Consider the following 15,486-nt stretch of genomic DNA (forward strand, 5'->3'; position numbering starts at 1 on the left):
CGGCGGCACCCGATGGGTCCGCCTCCGCCGAACCGGGACGGGCCGAGAAGGCACGACCCGATGCTCCAGACACGCCCCGACGCGGCCCCCGCCGCCGCCCCCTCACTCGTCTCCCTCGCCGGCCGGTGGTACTTCCCGGTGGCGTTCATCGCCCGGCTGCCGTTCGCCATGATGGTCGTCGGCGTCCTGACGCTCGTCGTCGCCGCCCGTGACTCGGTGGCGCTCGGCGGGGTGAACTCCGCCTCCGTCGGCATCGGTGCCGCGGTCTTCGGGCCGCTGGTCGGCGCCGCGGCCGACCGGTTCGGCCAGCGGGCGGTGCTCGTCCCCGTCGGCCTGGTGAACGCGGCGCTCCTCGGGGCGTTCCCCTTCGTCGTCAGCGGCAGCGCGCCGGACCTCGCCGTGCTCGCGACGGCGTTCTGCATCGGCGCATCCGCGCCGCAGGTCGCGCCGATGTCCCGCACCCGGCTCGTCGCGATCATCCGGCAGCGCATGCGGCCCGAGCGGCACGAGAAGACCCTCAGCGGCACGATGGCGTACGAGTCGGCCGCCGACGAGACCGTCTTCATCATCGGCCCGTTCCTGGTCGGCATCCTCGCCAGTGCGATCGCCCCCTGGGTCGCGGTCGCCGGGGCGTCGGTCCTGACCTTCGTGTTCGTGACGGCCTTCGCGCTGCACCCGACCGGGCGCCTGGTGCTCGGGCGCGAGCAGCAGACGGCCCAGGCACCGGCACGCCAGCTCCTGCGGCCCCGGCTCGTCGTGGTCGTCGTCGGGATCCTCGGCGTCGGGCTGTTCTTCGGGTCGACGCTGACCGCCTTGACCGCCTTCATGGAGGTCCACGGGCAGGCCTCGCAGGCCGGGCTCCTCTACGGCCTGATGGGCATCGGCTCGGCGGGGCTCGCGCTCGGTTCGGCGGCGTTCCCGCAGGCGTTCGGCCTCGGCTGGCGCTGGCTCGTGTTCGGCGTCGTGCTGCTCGGCGGCGCGCTCGCGTTCTCGCAGGCCGACTCGGTCGTCGCCGCCGGCATCGTGCTCGCGGTCATGGGCGTCGGCATCGGCCCGACGCTCGTCGCGCAGTACAGTCTCGGCTCGGACCGCTCCCCGGTCGGCCGCTCGGCGACGACCATGACGATCCTCGGGTCGGCCGTCATCGTCGGGCAGTCGATCGCCTCGGCCGTGACCGGCGACCTCGCCGAGCAGCACGGCGCCACGACGGCGATGGCCGTGCCGGCGATCGCTGCGGCGGTCGTCGTGCTGGCGGCGGTGGCGAACCTGCTCCTGCCGCGGCGCAGCGCGGCCTGAGCTGTCACTCGGTGTCGTCGACCAGCAGGTCCTCGTGCCGGTAGTCGTTCGACCGGAGCCCGGCGCGGGCGATCATGTGCGTCGACACCGGCACCAGGAACAGCTGGAACACCATGATCGGCAGCACGAGCCAGAACGCCGTCCAGGTCCCGACCGCGACCACGATCGCCGCGAGCGACAGCGCCAGGCCGAGCACCTGCGGCTTCGCCATCGCGTGCAGCCGGACGAGCGGGTCGGGGAAGCGCACGATGCCGATCCCGGCGCCGAGCGACAGCACCGCGCCGACGAGCAGCAGCCCGAGGGCGATCCACGCCCGCACGCCGGCACCGTCGAGGTACGCCTCGATGATCTCGGTCACGACTGCTCCTGTTCCGCCGCGGGTTCCTCGGCGCGCTCGGGGGTGGTGACGGTGCGCCCTTCGTCGGACGGGTCGGACGACGGGGTGACGGCCCGGGCGACGGCGATGGTCGCGAAGACGCTCGTCGCCGCGATGACGACGAGCACCGGGATGCCGGTCAGGTCACGGCGGACCACCATCGCGGCCGCGATCACCACGAGCACGGTCGTCAGGACCATGTCCGAGCCGATCATCCGGTCCAGGATCGTCGGCCCGCGCACGATCCGGTACACGGCGAGGGCGAGTGCCGCTCCGAGCAGGGCGAGGACGAGCGCGATGCCGATCCCCATGACGACGACGGCGGCGCTCATCGGGTGACCTCCGGTCGGGGCCCGGACAGTTCGGACACGTCCTGCTTCGACCCGAGCGCGCGGATGACGAGCGTCTCGATGCCGAGCGCCTCCGCGCGGGCGGCCTCGACCTGCTCGTCGCGGTCGGTGTCGATGACGTGCAGCAGCAGGCGCCGACGGCGCAGGTCGACGTCGGCGACGTACGAGCCCGGCACCAGGGCGATCGCGAGGGTCGCCAGCGTGAACGTCATCTCCGCGGTGGTGTGCAGCTGCACGAGCACGATGGAGCTGCGACGGACCCCGCGCGGTCGGACGGCCACCCAGGCCACCCGGAACGACGCGACGACGACGAGCCCGGTCCACACCACGAGGAACCGCAGCGCGTGCACGATCGAGAACCGCGTCGACAGCGGCACCGGCGGCAGCGGCAGCGCCTGTGTGGCGAGGAGCGCCACGACCAGACCGCAGAGCAGCGTGAGCGGCGTCCACGACCCCCACAGCAGCGCCCACAGCACGGTGAGCCCGGCCACGAGCGGCACGTCGTAGCGCCACGCCACCGCGATGCGGCGGGCGTTCGAGATGCGACGGACGTCGGTCATCGGTCACCTCCGAGCACGGCCTGCACGTAGCGGTCCGGCGACTCGAGCGACTCCGCTGCGCGGGTCGCGTAGCCGTAGAGCGGGCCCGCGACGACGGTCAGGGCGACGGACCCGAGCACGGCGACGGTCGTCACGCCGACGAGCATGCGGGGCAGTCGGACCTTCGTCGGCGCCTCGCCGACCGTCTCGGTCGACCCGGTGGTCGGACTGGAGGCGCTGCTCGCGTGGGGTGCGTCGGTGACCGTCACCGAGCCTCCCGGGTGGAAGGCCTCGCCCGTCTCCTCGGAGACGGTCAGGGGGGCGGGTTCCGGCGACCGCAGGGCGGCGTGCGGTTCGGCGGTGGTGACGTGTGGGGCCGCGGCCTCGGCCGCGGGCTTCGGCCGCCAGAAGGCGGCGTCCCACACGCGCATCAGCGCGTACAGGGTGAGCAGGGACGTCAGCACGCCCGCCGCGATCGTGACGTACGCCATCGGCGAGCCGTCCTGAGCGGCCGCGCGGAACAGCCCGAGTTTGCCGATGAACCCGGAGAACGGCGGGATGCCGCCGAGGTTGAACGCCGGGACGAGGTAGAGCGCCGCGAGCAGGGGCGCCGCCTTCAGCAACCCGCCGAGCGACCGGGTCGAGGTGGTCCCGCCGACGCGTTCCATCAGCCCGGAGACCAGGAACAGCGTGGTCTGCACGACGATGTGGTGCACGGTGTAGAACACGGCGGCGGCGGTGCCCGCCACGGTGCCGAGGCCGACGCCCATCACCATGAAGCCGATGTGGCTGATCAGGGTGAACGACAGCAGCCGTTTCACGTCGGTCTGCGACACGGCGCCGAGCACCCCGACCACCATCGTGAGCACCGCCACCACGAGCAGCACGTCGTTGAGCTGCGGGCCGGGGAAGATCACCGTCTCGAGGCGGATGATCGCGTAGATGCCGACCTTCGTGAGCAGGCCCGCGAAGACCGCGGTGACCGGCGCCGGTGCCGTCGGGTACGAGTCGGGCAGCCAGAAGGCGAGCGGGAACACCGCCGCCTTGATCCCGAACCCGATGAGCAGCATCGTGTGCAGGAGCAACTGCACGTGCTCGGGCAGGTCGGCGACCCGCTCGCTGATCTGCGCGATGTTGACGGTGCCGGTCGCCCCGTAGACCAGGCCGATGGCGGCCAGGAAGATCGCCGACGCGATGAGGCTCGTCACGATGTACGTCGTGCCGGCCCGGACGCGCTGCTCGCTGCCACCGAGGGTGATGAGCACGTAGCTCGCCACGAGCAGCATCTCGAACGCGACGTAGAGGTTGAACAGGTCGCCGGCGATGAACGAGTCGAGCACGCCCGCGGCGAGCACGAGGTACGTCGGGTAGAAGATCGTGACCGGGGCGTCCTCGTCGTCCGCGGCCAGGCCCTGCCCGATCGAGAACAGCAGGACGAGCAGCAGCACGCTCGCGCTGACCGTCAGCAGCAGGGCGCTCAGCCGGTCGACCACGAGCGAGATGCCGTACGGGGCGTCCCAGCCGCCGACCTGCACGACGATGGTGCCGTGCCGGTCGACGAGCACCATGAGCGTCGCGGCGACGGCCAGGGCGACGACGAGCACCACGACGGTGATCGCGCGCTGCAGCTTCTGGTGGCGCAGGAGTCCGAGTGCGACCGCGGCGCCGAGCAACGGGACGAGGACGAGGAGCGGGGCGAGCCAGGTCATCGGGTCGTCTCCTGTTCGGCGTCGGTGGTGGTCTCCGGGTCCTCGTCGGCCGGTTCGTCGCGGTCACGGCCGATCGCGACGTCGGCCTCGTCGACCTCGACCTCGTCGGCGCGCGACAGCTGCCACGACCGGTGGATCAGGGCCAGCAGGAACGCGCTCACGGCGAAGGTGATCACGATCGCCGTCAGCGCGAACGCCTGGGGGAGCGGGTCGGTGATGCCGTCGGCGGACTTGCCCACCGGCGGGTCGCCCGCGGCGCCGGACATCACGAGCAGCAGCAGGTTGAGCGCGTTGCCGAGCAGCAGGAAGCCGAGCAGCATCCGGGTCAGCGACCGTTCGAGCAGCAGGTACACGCCGCACGAGAAGAGCACGGCCATCGCGATGACGAGGACGAGGGTGACGGTCACGTCGCGCTCCCTTCGGGGGTGGGGGCCTGCAGGTTGTCCTGCGGGGACTCCTCGGTGGTGTCGCGGACCGACGTCGAGGCGTCCTCGAGGCGTTGCCGGTCGACCTCGGCGCCGAGGCTGCGCAGCACGTCGAGGACCAGGCCGACGACGACCAGGTAGACGCCGATGTCGAAGAACGTCGCGGTGACGAACTCGACGTGGCCGAGCACGGGGACGGTGGCCTCGAAGAACTCGGAGTACAGGGCTTCTCGACCGAAGAACAGCGGCACGATCGCGGTGACGGCGGCCGTCGCGACCCCGAGGCCGAGGAGGCGACCGGCGCGCACCGGGGCCGCGGCACCGAGCTCGGCGGGGCCGCCGGCCAGGTAGCGGGCCGCCAGGGCGATGCCCGCGACGAGACCGCCGGCGAAGCCGCCGCCGGCCGCGTTGTGCCCGGCGAACAGCAGGTACACCGACAGCACGATGAGGCCGTGGAACAGCAGGCGGACCACCACGTCGAGCAGGGCGGAGCGGCCGGTCGGGATCGCGGCGCTCGTCGGCAGCCAGGCCCGGGGCTCGCCGTCGGCGCGGCGGCCGTCGGCGGTCAGCTTCTCGGGCAGGTCGCGCAGCCGGGGCAGGGTGTCTTCGCGCGAGTTCACGAAGATCAGGCTCGCGACGCCGGTGGCCGCGGCGACCACGACGGTCAGCTCGCCGAGGGTGTCCCAGCCGCGCAGGTCGACCAGGGCGACGTTGACGACGTTCAGGCCGTGGCCGAACGAGCTCGTGAGCGCCGGCAGGTCGGGCCAGATCGGGTCGGCCGTGCGGGCCGAGGCCGCGACGACGACGACGACCGCCAGGGTCAGCCCGGCGAGCCCGGCGAACAGCGCCCGGGCGACGCGGAAGCGCGACGGGTTGGTCGTCGCGATCCGCGGGGGCAGGCGCCGGAGCACCAGGACGAAGGCGATGAGCGTGACGGTCTCGACGACGAGCTGCGTGAGCGCGAGGTCGACCGCGCCGTGCAGGACGAAGAGCACGGACATGCCGTAGCCGGTCACGCCGACCAGGACGGCGGCCGCGAACCGGGTCTTCGCGGTGAGGACGGCGATCGCGGCGAAGGCCATCACGAGCACGACGGGGACCTGGCCCCACGAGTCGGCGAACCGCACGTGGAACGCCCACGGGCCGCCGACCACCAGGTTGACGAGCGCCCCGGCGACGAACACCGACAGGATCACGGTGAGGTAGTACGGCAGGGACCCCCGCTGCAGCCCGGCGGTGATGCCCGTCGCGACCCGGTCGAGTCCGCGCATGAGCCGCCGGTAGGTGCCGGCCGCGCTCGGCGAGCCCGCCAGCCGGTGCTGGAGCGCCTCGACCCGACGGCGCAGCAGGAACAGGGCGGTGCCGCCGACCAGTGTCACGGCGGACAGGCCGAATGCCGGTTCGAGACCGTGCCAGAGCGCCAGGTGGGGGACGGCCTCACCGGGCAGCGCGGCGGCGGTCGCGGCGGGCTCGATGCCGTGCGCGACCACCGGGGTGAGCAGGCCGAGTGCGAGCCCGGTGAGGGCAAGGACCGACGGCACGATCCCGAGGCCGTGCAGGGCGTGCGGCTCGGTCTCGGCGACGCCGTCCTTGCGGGCGAACGCGCCCCAGAAGAAACGGAGCGAGTACGCCACGGTGAGCACCGAGCCGACGGTGACGCCGACGAGCGCGAACCACGCCCACCCGGCGTCGGGGCCGTGCAGGGACTCGACGAAGCCGGTGAGCACGGCCTCCTTCGCGACGAAGCCGATCGTCGGCGGGATCCCGGCCATCGAGACCAGGGCGAGCACGGCGACGACGGCGAGCCACGGCCGCTTCCGGCCGAGCCCGCTCAGGCGCGCGAGGTCACGGGTGCCGGTGGTGTGGTCGATCGCGCCGACGACCAGGAAGAGCGTCGACTTGAACGCCGCGTGCGCCACGAGCAGCGCGACGCCGCCGAGCGCGACCGCGGGGGCGCCCCACCCGGCGGCGAGCACGAGGAAGCCGAGCTGGGCCACGGTGCCGTAGGCGAGCAGGAGCTTGAGGTCGGTCTGCCGGAGTGCGCGGTAGCCGCCGACGAGCATGCCGAGCACCCCGAGCACGGTGATGGTCTCGCGCCAGCCGCCGAGCAGCGCGAACGCCGGGGCGAGCCGGGCCACCAGGTAGATGCCGGCCTTCACCATCGCGGCGGCGTGCAGGTACGCGCTGACCGGGGTCGGCGCGGCCATCGCGGCCGGGAGCCAGAAGTGGAAGGGCACGATCGCCGACTTCGTGAGCGCGCCGAGCAGCACGAGGACCACCGACACCGACACCATCGCGCCGGTCGGGGGCGCGGCGATGATGCCGGACAGGGACGTCGTGCCCGCCGCGACCGAGAGCATGACGAGGCCGGCGAGCATCGCCAGACCGCCGGCCGTCGTGACCACGAGCGCCTGCATCGCGGCCGCGCGGCTCGCCCGCTTGTCGGCGTCGTGCCCGATGAGCAGGTACGAGAAGACCGTCGTGGCCTCCCACAGGACGAACAGGACGATGACGTCGTCGGCGACGACCAGGCCGTACATCGATCCGGCGAACGCGGTGAGGACCCCGGCGAACCGGCCGGTCCCGGGCTCGTCGCGACCGAAGTACGACGCACAGTAGACGAGCACGAGGGCCCCGACGACCGACACCACGAGCGCGAGCACCCACGACAGGGCGTCCATCCGCAGGGCGATCTCGAGGTCGAGTTGCGGCACCCACCGGTGGCGTTCGACGACGCCGTCGTGCAGGGCCGCGTCGGTCTGCGCGATCGTGAGCACCGCGGCCGCGGCGGGCGCGACGGCGGCGACGTAGAACACGCGGCGGCCGAGGACGGGGGTCAGGGCGGGGACGATCAGGGCGACGATCGCGAACACGATGAGGATGGGGACCATCGGGCACCTCCTCGGGTCGGGCTGGAGTCCGGCTCACTGGGCCCTCACAGCTTACGAAGAGCGCCATGTGGAGAACCTGTGCGACCGGACAGGTGGGCCGCGCCCGGTCGACGCGACGACCCGAGCCCTCAGCGGCCGTGCGCGCGCGACGGGATCTGCGTCGCCAGCTTGCCGCCGGAGACGTCGAGCAGGGTGCCGGTGATGTAGCCGGAGGCGTCGCTCGCCACGAAGACGAGCAGGTCGGCGACGTCGTCGGCGGTCTCCCACCGGCGCAGCGACAACGTGTCGAGCAGGCGGTCCTGCGCCTCGGTCGGCATCGTCGCGAAGCCGTTCATCGCCGTCGGCACCATGCCCGGGGCGTAGGCGTTCACGGTGATCCCCCACGGGCCGAGCTCCGACGCGAGCACCCTGGTGAACGAGACGACCGCTGCCTTCGACGCCGCGTACGCAGCGCTGCCGACGCTCGGCACGACGGCGGCGAACGAGGCGGCGTTGATGATTCGACCGCGGCCGGCCGCCTGCATCACCGGCGCCACGGCCTGGCTCATCAGGAAGGTGCCGCCGAGGTTGACGTCCATGCAGCGGCGCCAGGCGTCCCACTGCAGCTCGGCGACGGTGCCCTCGACGTTGATGCCGGCGTTGTTCACGAGCACGTCGATCGTGCCGTGCCGCCGGACGACCTCGTCCACGGCGTCGTGGACCGACTGCGGGTCGGCGACGTCGCACGCCACGTGGTCGAGCGGGAAGTCGGGTTCGAACGCCAGGTCGAGGGCGACGACACGGCACCCCTCGGCGACGAACCGGTCGGCCAGGGTACGGCCGATCCCGCGTGCTGCTCCGGTCACGACCACCACGCGGTCGGTCAGGTCGAGGTGCATCGTTGCTCCCGTCGTCGGTGCCTGCAACAGGCATACCATTCCGGCATGACGGATCAGCGGGTGCTCTGGGTCACCGGCGGTGGCAGCGGCATGGGGGCTGCGAGTGCCGAGGCGGCGGCGCGGGACGGCTGGACCGTGGTGCTGAGCGGGCGCCGTGCCGACCGGCTCGAGCAGGTCGCGCGCACCGTCCGGGACGCCGGGGGGACCGCGGACGTCCTGCCCCTCGACGCGGACGACCCCGACGCCGTCGCAGCTGCGCGGGACACCGTGCTCGAGCGGCACGGTCGGCTCGACGGGCTCGTGCTGGCGGCCGGGAGCAACGCCCCGCGACGCCGCTGGGACGACCAGTCGATGACCGACTTCCGCGCGATCGTGGACACGAACCTCACCGCCGTCGTCACGGTGGTGGACGCCGCGCTGCCGGCACTCCGCGCGGCCGGCGGCGTGGTCGTGGTCGTGTCGTCGTACGCCGGGTGGTCCTTCCAGCCGGGGGCGGGTGTCGCGTACTCGGCGAGCAAGTCCGCGCTCGCGTCGGTCGTCCGCACGCTGAACCAGCAGGAGGCCGAGCACGGCGTGCGTGCCACGCACCTGTGCCCGGGCGACGTGGCGACGGACTTCCTCGACCAGCGGCCCGAGGTCCCCGACGCGGCTGCCCGGCAGCGCATGCTCCAGCCGGAGGACGTCGGGCGGACGGTCGCCTTCGTGCTCGGGGTGCCGGCGCACGTGCGCATCGACGAGCTCGTGCTGTCGCCCGTCTCGCAGCGGTGACGAGCACCGCCGACCGGGCCCTCGGCCAGGTGGGTGCCGCGGTCGTCGCCGGCGCCGTCGCGGTGGGCAGCCGTCGGAGCGCTTGATGCGAGGCAGCCTCGACGATGCGGGCCATCGTCGACCGCCCGCGAGCGGAGCGCCGCCGACCTGCGAGGATGGAGGCCGGCGCGTCCTCCCGACGCCCGTGAGAGGCGGAGTCGTGGACGCAGCACAGGACCTGGTGGTCCAGCTCGTCGGCACCCCGTGGGCGTTCCTCGTCGTCGGTCTCGTGCTCGCCGTCGGCAGCGTCGCGGTCTTCCTGCCCAGCCAGGCACTGGTCGTCGCGATCGGGACGCTCCTGGTGGGCGGTGACGGCGGGATCCTGGCGGTCCTCTTCCTCGTCGTCGCGGCCTCGATCGGCATGGTGCTCGGCGACCTCGGCCTGTTCCACCTGGCACGCACGGTCGACCTCGGCTCGCGGTCGTGGTTCTCGCGGCCGAAGGTCCGGAAGGCCCGCGACGCCATCGACGGCCGGTACCGCGCCGCTCCCGGGCGCATCGCGGTCCTCGGACGGTTCATCCCGATGGGGCGGCTCACGACGAACCTGGTCGGCGCGGACAGCGGGCTCGACGTCCGACGCTTCCTGGTGAGCTGCGTGCTCGCCGACGTCGTGTGGGCGGCGTACTGCGTCGGCATCGCCGCGGCCACCGGACGCTGGAGCCGCGACGAACCCTTCCTGGTGACGGTCCTGGCGGTCGTGGCGTCGATCCTGCTCGGGTTCGGGATCTCCGCGATCGAGAAGGCCGTGCGACGGCGCAGCGAGGCGGCGGCCGCGGCCTGACGACCGTAGGCTGGGCAGCCCGTTCGAAGGAGAACCCGTGCTGCTGGACGACCTCGTGCCCGACCCCGACGCGCTCGAGCGCATCGCCACCGGCAGCACCTGGGCCGAGGGGCCCTGCTGGATCCCCGCGAGCCGCACCCTGCGGTGGTCGGACATCCCCGGCGACCGCATCCTGCAGTGGCACGCGGACTCGGGGGAGACCTCGGTGTACGCCGAGCACGTCGAGTTCACCAACGGCCGCACCGCCGACCGGGACGGCAGCGTCGTGCAGTGCTCGCACGGCCGTCGACGCGTCGAGCGCGACCGCGACGGGGTCGTGACGTCGATCGTCGACGCCTGGGCCGGTGTCCGGCTGAACTCGCCGAACGACGTCGTCGTGGCGCGCGACGGCAGCGTGTGGTTCACGGACCCGGCGTACGGCATCACGCAGCCGCGCGAGGGGCACCCGGGCGAACGCGAGTACGGCGACCACTGGCTCTTCCGCTGCGGACCGGAGGGCCAGGACCTGCGCCCCGTGGCGACCGACGTCGACCAGCCGAACGGGCTGGCGTTCGACCCCGACGAGCGGGTGCTCTACGTCGCCAGCTCGGACGGCGACGAACCGGTCATCCGGGCGTACGACCGCAGGGGCGACCGCGGCGACCTGCTGAAGAACGGCCGGGTGTTCGCGCGCCTCGAGCCGGGCGAGGGGGTGCCGGACGGCATCCGCGTCGACGTGCACGGCAACGTGTGGTCGTCGGCGGCAACGGGGGTCGTCGTGTTCGACCCGACGGGCTCGCGGATCGGTGCGATCGCGGTGCCCGAGGTGACGGCGAACCTGTGCTTCGGCGGCGACGACGGCACCACGCTCTTCCTGACGTCGACGACGTCGGTGTACCGGATCGCGACGACGACGCGGGACGCTGCCGTATCCTGAGCCGGCCATGCAGTGCGACTACTTCGACCGCGGGGTGTGCCGGTCCTGCACGCTCATGGGGCAGCCCTACGCCGACCAGGTCCTCGACAAGGAGCTCCGCACGCGGGAACTCCTGCACGACGCGGTCGAGGCCGCCGGCGGACCGGCAGCGGTGACCTGGTCGCCCGCGATCACCAGCCCCGAGTCCGGGTACCGGAACAAGGCGAAGATGGTGGTCGGCGGTTCGACGCAGCGCCCGACCGTCGGGATCCTCGACGACCGACAGCGCGGGGTCGACCTGCGGCACTGCGGCATCTGCACCCCGGGGATCCGGCACGCGCTGCCCGTCCTCGCCGACTTCGTCTCGTACGCCGGGCTCATGCCGTACGACGTGGCCGCACGCCGGGGCGAGCTGAAGTACGTCCTGGTCACCGAGTCGCCCGACGGCGAGCTCATGGTGCGCTTCGTGCTGCGGTCCGAGGGGCAGTTGCCCCAGCTCCGGCAGCACCTCGACGCGCTGCGGGCCGCGTTGCCGAACGCCGTCGTGGTGACCGCGAACCTGCTGCCCGAGCACAAGGCCGTGACCGAGGGCGACCGCGAGGTCGTGCTGACCGAGCAGGAGACCCTGCCGATGCGGCTCGGCGGGATCACGATGCACCTGCGGCCGCAGAGCTTCTTCCAGACGAACACCGCCGTGGCGACGCAGCTCTACGCGCAGGCGACGGCCTGGATCGACGAGCTCGACCCGGCGTCGATGTGGGACCTGTACTGCGGCGTCGGCGGGTTCGCCCTGCACGCCGCGCGTGCCGGCCGCGCCGTCACCGGGATCGAGACGAGCGCCGAGGCGGTCCGCTCCGCCAAGCAGTCCGCGCGCGAGGCCGGACTCGAGGGCGTCCGGTTCGCTGCCGACGACGCCACCGAGCACGCCCTGCGGGCCCGTCCGACGGCGGTCCCGGAGCTCGTCGTGGTGAACCCGCCGCGGCGGGGGATCGGGGCGACCCTGTCCGGCTGGCTCGAGGAGTCCGACGTGCAGCACGTCGTCTACTCGAGCTGCAACCCGGTGACCCTGGCGAAGGACCTGGCGCGGATGCCGTCGTTCCGACTGCGTCGCGCGCGCGTGCTCGACATGTTCCCGCAGACCGGTCACCTGGAGGCCGTGACCCTGCTGTCCCGGGCCTGAGCAGCGGCGCCTCCGCCCCATTGCCAGGCGATTGCCATGTTGGCGTCCCCCGGGTACACGCGATGACCATGCCCATGGGCATCGGCGCGTACAGGATCGACGGCGGGGTACATAGCATCGATGGGTAGAACCGTTTGTCTCGGTTTGATAACGGTGATGAGTTGCCTATGGTTGCCGCCGAGGTGCCGCCGGCACACGTCCACTGCCCCCGGTGGCGCACCCCACGACAGACCGCGATCGGTCGGGGTGGGCAGTGGCCGCTGCGTTCGAGCAGCGCGTGATCCCGGTGGAGCAATCACATGAAGAAGCTTTCCCGTACCCGCACCATCGTCGGCGGCCTGGCGTTCGCCGGCATCGCCGCGACCGGTGTCGGCCTCGCGGCAGCCCCCGCGAACGCAGCGTCCGGTTCGACCTGGGACGCCCTCGCGCAGTGCGAGTCCGGCGGCAACTGGGCCATCAACACCGGCAACGGCTACTACGGCGGCCTGCAGTTCAGCCTCGGCACCTGGCAGGCGAACGGCGGCGCGGGCAACCCGGCGTCGGCGAGCCGCGAGGCACAGATCGCCGTCGCCGAGCGCGTCCTCGCCTCGCAGGGCTGGGGCGCCTGGCCCGCCTGCTCCGCGAAGCTCGGGCTGAGCGGCACGAGCGGTGCCGCTCCGGCTGCCGCCGCGCCGGCCCCGCAGGCCCCCGTGCGGCAGGCCGCACCGACGCAGCAGGCGGCCCCGCAGCAGGCGGCGCCGCAGCAGGCCGCCCCGCAGCAGACCGCGCCGAGCACGACCGAGTCGGCACCGGCTCCGGCCGCCACGACGCCGAGCAAGCCGGCCCCGGTCGAGACGAGCGGCAAGACGTACACGATCAAGTCGGGCGACACCCTCGACTCGATCGCGACGAAGCTGACGATCGACGGCGGCTGGAAGCAGCTGTGGGCCGCGAACACGTCGACCATCGACGACGCGAACCTCATCTACGCCGGCCAGGAGCTCCAGCTCCCCGCCTGATCGCTCCGCCGATCCAGCGACGACGACGCCCCACGACCTCGGTCGTGGGGCGTCGTCGCGTGCGGGGGCCGGGACTGTGGCCTACGGGTGGTCGGCCAGCCACCCGGCGACGTCGTCGGAGCGCAGCGCCTGCGACAGCTCGCCCACGGCCAGGGTGTTCAGCGTCACGATCGACTGACCGTCCGGCGACGTCCCCGCGCCCGCGGTCGGCAGCGTGAACGTCCGCAGGTCGTCCGCGCGCACGCCCCGGAGCGACCAGCCGAGCCGCACGAGCCGCGGGAACGTGAGTCCGGGGTCGACGGACAGGTGCTCGCTCGTCGCGGTCACGAAGTCCTGGATGCGGCCGGGGTTCGTCAGGGTCCCCCGCGAGAGCAGCCCGTCGAGCACCCCGCGCATGAACGCCTGCTGGTTGCGGACCCGGGTGTGGTCGGCGTCGGCGAAGGCGTAGCGCTCGCGCACGAAGGCGAGGGCGGCGTCGCCGTCGAGGCGGTTCGGCCCGGCGACGAAGTCGTGACCGCGAGCACTGAACGCCTGCGAGGAGTCGACCGTGACACCGCCGAGGGCATCGGTCATCGACGCGAACCCGGTGAAGTCGATCTCGGCGACGTGGTCGACGCGGACGTCGAGCAGGCGTTCGACGGTCTGCACGGTGAGCGGGACGCCACCCCAGGCGTACGCGGCGTTGATCTTCGCGCTACCGTGGCCGGGGACCTCGACCCAGGAGTCCCGCATGATCGACATCAGGTACACGGCGCTGCGGTCGGCCGGGACGTGCGCGAGCATCAGGGTGTCCGCACGGCCGCCGGCGGTCCGGTCGGGGTCGTCCGCCGGCCGACGGTCCGAGCCGATGAGCAGGACGTTCTCGGCGCCCTTCGTCGCTGCCGGTCGGGCACCCTGTGGGAACGCGTCACCGATCGTGTCGGTGCGGTCGCCGAAGCTCCGGGCGAGGCCGCCGACGAAGACGCTCGCGACGACGGCGACGACCACCGCGATGCCGAGGAGCGACGCCAGCGTCGCCACGGCGGCGACGACCACGGGCCGCCGGCGGCGGGATCGGCGGACGGACTGTTCGGCGGCCAGACGGGCCGCCCGACGTTCGGACATGCGGGGCTCCTGCGGGGTCGGGTCGACCGGCAGTCGACCCGACCAGGGTATCGCATGTGATATGTGACCGGCAGGGCGGTCAGCGCCCGTCGAGCACTCCCTGGAGCGCTGCGCGGAGCGCCGGGTCCTCGGGCAGGACCTCGCGCTCGATGTGCCGGGCCGTCTCCCACGACGCTCGGCCGGCGTCCGTGACCTGCACGACGCGGCGGCGACGATCGGCCGGGTGGGGCGTCCGCTCGACCAGGCCGTCCCGCTCGAGGCGCTCCAGGGTCCGCGACATCGTCTGCGGCTGCACGCGGGCGGTGCGCGCGAGCGACTCGGCGCCGCTGGGGCCGGTCCTGACGAGGATGTCCACGACGATGAGCGCGGCGTGCGGCAGACCGATCGCCCGCAGCCGTTCGTCCCACTCGCGCTCGACGGCTCGCGCCGCGGCCGAGAGCAGGCGACCGAGCGGCCACTGGGTGGTCGTGTCGTCCATGGCCGCAGTCTAGGTCGCACCGCTCGTCGTGGCGCTCGCCGCCGGGCGCTGACATGTGACACGCTGGGCGCATGCCAGTTCCGTCGACGCAGCCCGCAGCCGAGCGCAAGCTCCTGAGAGACACCGTGCAGGACAAGATCCGCGACGCGATCATGGACGGCACGCTCGAGCCCGGGGAACGGCTCAACGACGACGACCTCATCGCCTGGCTCGGGGTCTCCCGCACCCCCATCCGCGAGGCGCTCGCCGAGCTCGCCCGCGCCGGGCTCATCGAGATGGCGCCGAACCGCTACACCCGGGTGGCCGCCCCGACGGCGGAGGAGTTCCTCGACGCGTACCGCACGCTCGGCGTCATCTACGGCGGCGTGGTCCGCCTGGCGGTCTCGCGCTTCACCGAGTCGCAGCGCGGGAAGATCGTGCAGATGCTCGACGACGCGCACGGCAAGATCGCAGCCGACCAGCAGGACGAGGTGTTCCACGAGGGCGCCGACCTGTACTCGCTGTGGGCGGACGCCTGCGGCAACCCCTCGCTCGCGCAGCTCTGCCGCTCGACGACCGACGGCCTCGCCTTCAAGCTGCGGGTGCCCGGACTCGCCGAGCTGGTGCCGGCCGAGGTGATCCTGCCCGAGCTCGAGAAGCTCCGCGCCGCCGTCCTCGACCAGGACCCGATCGCGGCCGAACTCGCGATGGAAGCCGTCCACCTGCTGCCCGAACGGTCCTAGGCGGGCAGTGGGGACCTCCCAGGTCCGTTCCATGTGCGTCGTGCGCGCGGCGGTTAT

16 protein-coding genes are annotated in these 15,486 nt (G+C 73.0%); 7 read left to right on the forward strand and 9 right to left on the reverse strand.

All coding sequences use genetic code 11. The features are described from left to right. Window positions 1-60 precede the first annotated feature (60 nt). Window positions 61-1,296, forward strand: coding sequence for an MFS transporter (locus tag DEI99_RS01060; protein ID WP_111042025.1), 1,236 nt, complete (start codon window positions 61-63; stop codon window positions 1,294-1,296). A 4-nt stretch (window positions 1,297-1,300) separates the two neighbouring features. Here the strand turns inward: DEI99_RS01060 and DEI99_RS01065 are convergent, their stop codons facing one another. The 7 genes from DEI99_RS01065 to DEI99_RS01095 form a co-directional block, all read right to left on the reverse strand. Beyond that, on the reverse strand, window positions 1,301-1,654 hold the full coding sequence (locus DEI99_RS01065; RefSeq protein WP_111042026.1) for a cation:proton antiporter: 354 nt from the start codon (window positions 1,652-1,654) through the stop codon (window positions 1,301-1,303). Continuing rightward, a complete protein-coding gene (locus tag DEI99_RS01070) occupies window positions 1,651-2,004 on the reverse strand; it encodes an MrpF/PhaF family protein (protein ID WP_181434467.1) in 354 nt (117 codons plus the stop codon). Before DEI99_RS01070 ends, DEI99_RS01065 begins: the two co-directional genes overlap by 4 nt. Continuing rightward, window positions 2,001-2,582: a Na+/H+ antiporter subunit E gene (locus DEI99_RS01075; protein WP_071254253.1), complete on the reverse strand. Its 582-nt coding sequence runs from the start codon at window positions 2,580-2,582 to the stop codon at window positions 2,001-2,003. The genes DEI99_RS01070 and DEI99_RS01075 overlap by 4 nt, the downstream gene beginning before the upstream one ends. Continuing rightward, the gene (locus DEI99_RS01080; RefSeq protein WP_111042027.1) at window positions 2,579-4,270 is read right to left on the reverse strand and encodes a Na+/H+ antiporter subunit D; all 1,692 of its coding nucleotides are present in this window, start codon (window positions 4,268-4,270) and stop codon (window positions 2,579-2,581) included. Before DEI99_RS01080 ends, DEI99_RS01075 begins: the two co-directional genes overlap by 4 nt. Continuing rightward, on the reverse strand, window positions 4,267-4,677 hold the full coding sequence (locus DEI99_RS01085) for a Na(+)/H(+) antiporter subunit C (protein WP_071254249.1): 411 nt from the start codon (window positions 4,675-4,677) through the stop codon (window positions 4,267-4,269). Before DEI99_RS01085 ends, DEI99_RS01080 begins: the two co-directional genes overlap by 4 nt. After that, window positions 4,674-7,586 carry a Na+/H+ antiporter subunit A gene (locus DEI99_RS01090; RefSeq protein WP_284180910.1) on the reverse strand — a complete coding sequence of 971 codons (2,913 nt, stop codon included), beginning with the start codon at window positions 7,584-7,586 and terminating at the stop codon, window positions 4,674-4,676. The genes DEI99_RS01085 and DEI99_RS01090 overlap by 4 nt, the downstream gene beginning before the upstream one ends. 128 nt (window positions 7,587-7,714) lie before the next feature. Continuing rightward, window positions 7,715-8,464: an SDR family NAD(P)-dependent oxidoreductase gene (locus tag DEI99_RS01095; RefSeq protein ID WP_111042029.1), complete on the reverse strand. Its 750-nt coding sequence runs from the start codon at window positions 8,462-8,464 to the stop codon at window positions 7,715-7,717. Between the two features lie 45 nt (window positions 8,465-8,509). On the opposite strand from DEI99_RS01095, the gene DEI99_RS01100 reads away from it, so the two are divergent. From DEI99_RS01100 to DEI99_RS01120, 5 genes are all read left to right on the forward strand, one after another. Next, window positions 8,510-9,232 (forward strand): SDR family oxidoreductase, encoded by a 723-nt coding sequence (locus DEI99_RS01100; RefSeq protein ID WP_181434468.1) that lies wholly within the window; start codon window positions 8,510-8,512, stop codon window positions 9,230-9,232. Between the two features lie 199 nt (window positions 9,233-9,431). Further along, window positions 9,432-10,052 carry a DedA family protein gene (locus tag DEI99_RS01105; protein ID WP_181434469.1) on the forward strand — a complete coding sequence of 207 codons (621 nt, stop codon included), beginning with the start codon at window positions 9,432-9,434 and terminating at the stop codon, window positions 10,050-10,052. A gap of 43 nt (window positions 10,053-10,095) precedes the next feature. Then, entirely contained in the window at window positions 10,096-10,968 is an 873-nt protein-coding gene (locus tag DEI99_RS01110) for an SMP-30/gluconolactonase/LRE family protein (RefSeq protein WP_111042054.1), read from the forward strand. 7 nt (window positions 10,969-10,975) lie between these two features. Next, complete coding sequence (gene rlmC / locus DEI99_RS01115; RefSeq protein WP_111042032.1) at window positions 10,976-12,127, forward strand: 23S rRNA (uracil(747)-C(5))-methyltransferase RlmC; 1,152 nt, start codon at window positions 10,976-10,978, stop codon at window positions 12,125-12,127. A 299-nt stretch (window positions 12,128-12,426) separates the two neighbouring features. Then, window positions 12,427-13,125 carry a LysM peptidoglycan-binding domain-containing protein gene (locus DEI99_RS01120; RefSeq protein ID WP_284180911.1) on the forward strand — a complete coding sequence of 233 codons (699 nt, stop codon included), beginning with the start codon at window positions 12,427-12,429 and terminating at the stop codon, window positions 13,123-13,125. 81 nt (window positions 13,126-13,206) lie between these two features. Here the strand turns inward: DEI99_RS01120 and DEI99_RS01125 are convergent, their stop codons facing one another. Both DEI99_RS01125 and DEI99_RS01130 read right to left on the reverse strand, forming a co-directional pair. After that, complete coding sequence (locus tag DEI99_RS01125) at window positions 13,207-14,229, reverse strand: LCP family protein (RefSeq protein ID WP_111042034.1); 1,023 nt, start codon at window positions 14,227-14,229, stop codon at window positions 13,207-13,209. A 79-nt stretch (window positions 14,230-14,308) separates the two neighbouring features. Continuing rightward, a complete protein-coding gene (locus DEI99_RS01130) occupies window positions 14,309-14,707 on the reverse strand; it encodes a MarR family winged helix-turn-helix transcriptional regulator (protein WP_111042035.1) in 399 nt (132 codons plus the stop codon). Window positions 14,708-14,778: 71 nt separating this feature from the next. On the opposite strand from DEI99_RS01130, the gene DEI99_RS01135 reads away from it, so the two are divergent. Next, entirely contained in the window at window positions 14,779-15,429 is a 651-nt protein-coding gene (locus DEI99_RS01135; RefSeq protein ID WP_111042036.1) for a GntR family transcriptional regulator, read from the forward strand. Window positions 15,430-15,486 lie beyond the last annotated feature (57 nt).

It is taken from the genome of Curtobacterium sp. MCLR17_036, assembly GCF_003234445.2.
Classification (GTDB): domain Bacteria; phylum Actinomycetota; class Actinomycetes; order Actinomycetales; family Microbacteriaceae; genus Curtobacterium.

What these genes read in the sequence shown, in the direction of transcription:
- DEI99_RS01060 (WP_111042025.1), top strand. Translation starts at nt 61, where the DNA reads ATGCTCCAGACACGCCCCGACGCGGCCCCCGCCGCCGCCCCCTCACTC.
- DEI99_RS01070 (WP_181434467.1), bottom strand. Translation starts at nt 2,004, where the DNA reads ATGAGCGCCGCCGTCGTCGTCATGGGGATCGGCATCGCGCTCGTCCTC.
- DEI99_RS01075 (WP_071254253.1), bottom strand. Translation starts at nt 2,582, where the DNA reads ATGACCGACGTCCGTCGCATCTCGAACGCCCGCCGCATCGCGGTGGCG.
- DEI99_RS01080 (WP_111042027.1), bottom strand. Translation starts at nt 4,270, where the DNA reads ATGACCTGGCTCGCCCCGCTCCTCGTCCTCGTCCCGTTGCTCGGCGCC.
- DEI99_RS01090 (WP_284180910.1), bottom strand. Translation starts at nt 7,586, where the DNA reads ATGGTCCCCATCCTCATCGTGTTCGCGATCGTCGCCCTGATCGTCCCC.
- DEI99_RS01095 (WP_111042029.1), bottom strand. Translation starts at nt 8,464, where the DNA reads ATGCACCTCGACCTGACCGACCGCGTGGTGGTCGTGACCGGAGCAGCA.
- DEI99_RS01100 (WP_181434468.1), top strand. Translation starts at nt 8,510, where the DNA reads ATGACGGATCAGCGGGTGCTCTGGGTCACCGGCGGTGGCAGCGGCATG.
- rlmC (WP_111042032.1), top strand. Translation starts at nt 10,976, where the DNA reads ATGCAGTGCGACTACTTCGACCGCGGGGTGTGCCGGTCCTGCACGCTC.
- DEI99_RS01120 (WP_284180911.1), top strand. Translation starts at nt 12,427, where the DNA reads ATGAAGAAGCTTTCCCGTACCCGCACCATCGTCGGCGGCCTGGCGTTC.
- DEI99_RS01125 (WP_111042034.1), bottom strand. Translation starts at nt 14,229, where the DNA reads ATGTCCGAACGTCGGGCGGCCCGTCTGGCCGCCGAACAGTCCGTCCGC.
- DEI99_RS01130 (WP_111042035.1), bottom strand. Translation starts at nt 14,707, where the DNA reads ATGGACGACACGACCACCCAGTGGCCGCTCGGTCGCCTGCTCTCGGCC.
- DEI99_RS01135 (WP_111042036.1), top strand. Translation starts at nt 14,779, where the DNA reads ATGCCAGTTCCGTCGACGCAGCCCGCAGCCGAGCGCAAGCTCCTGAGA.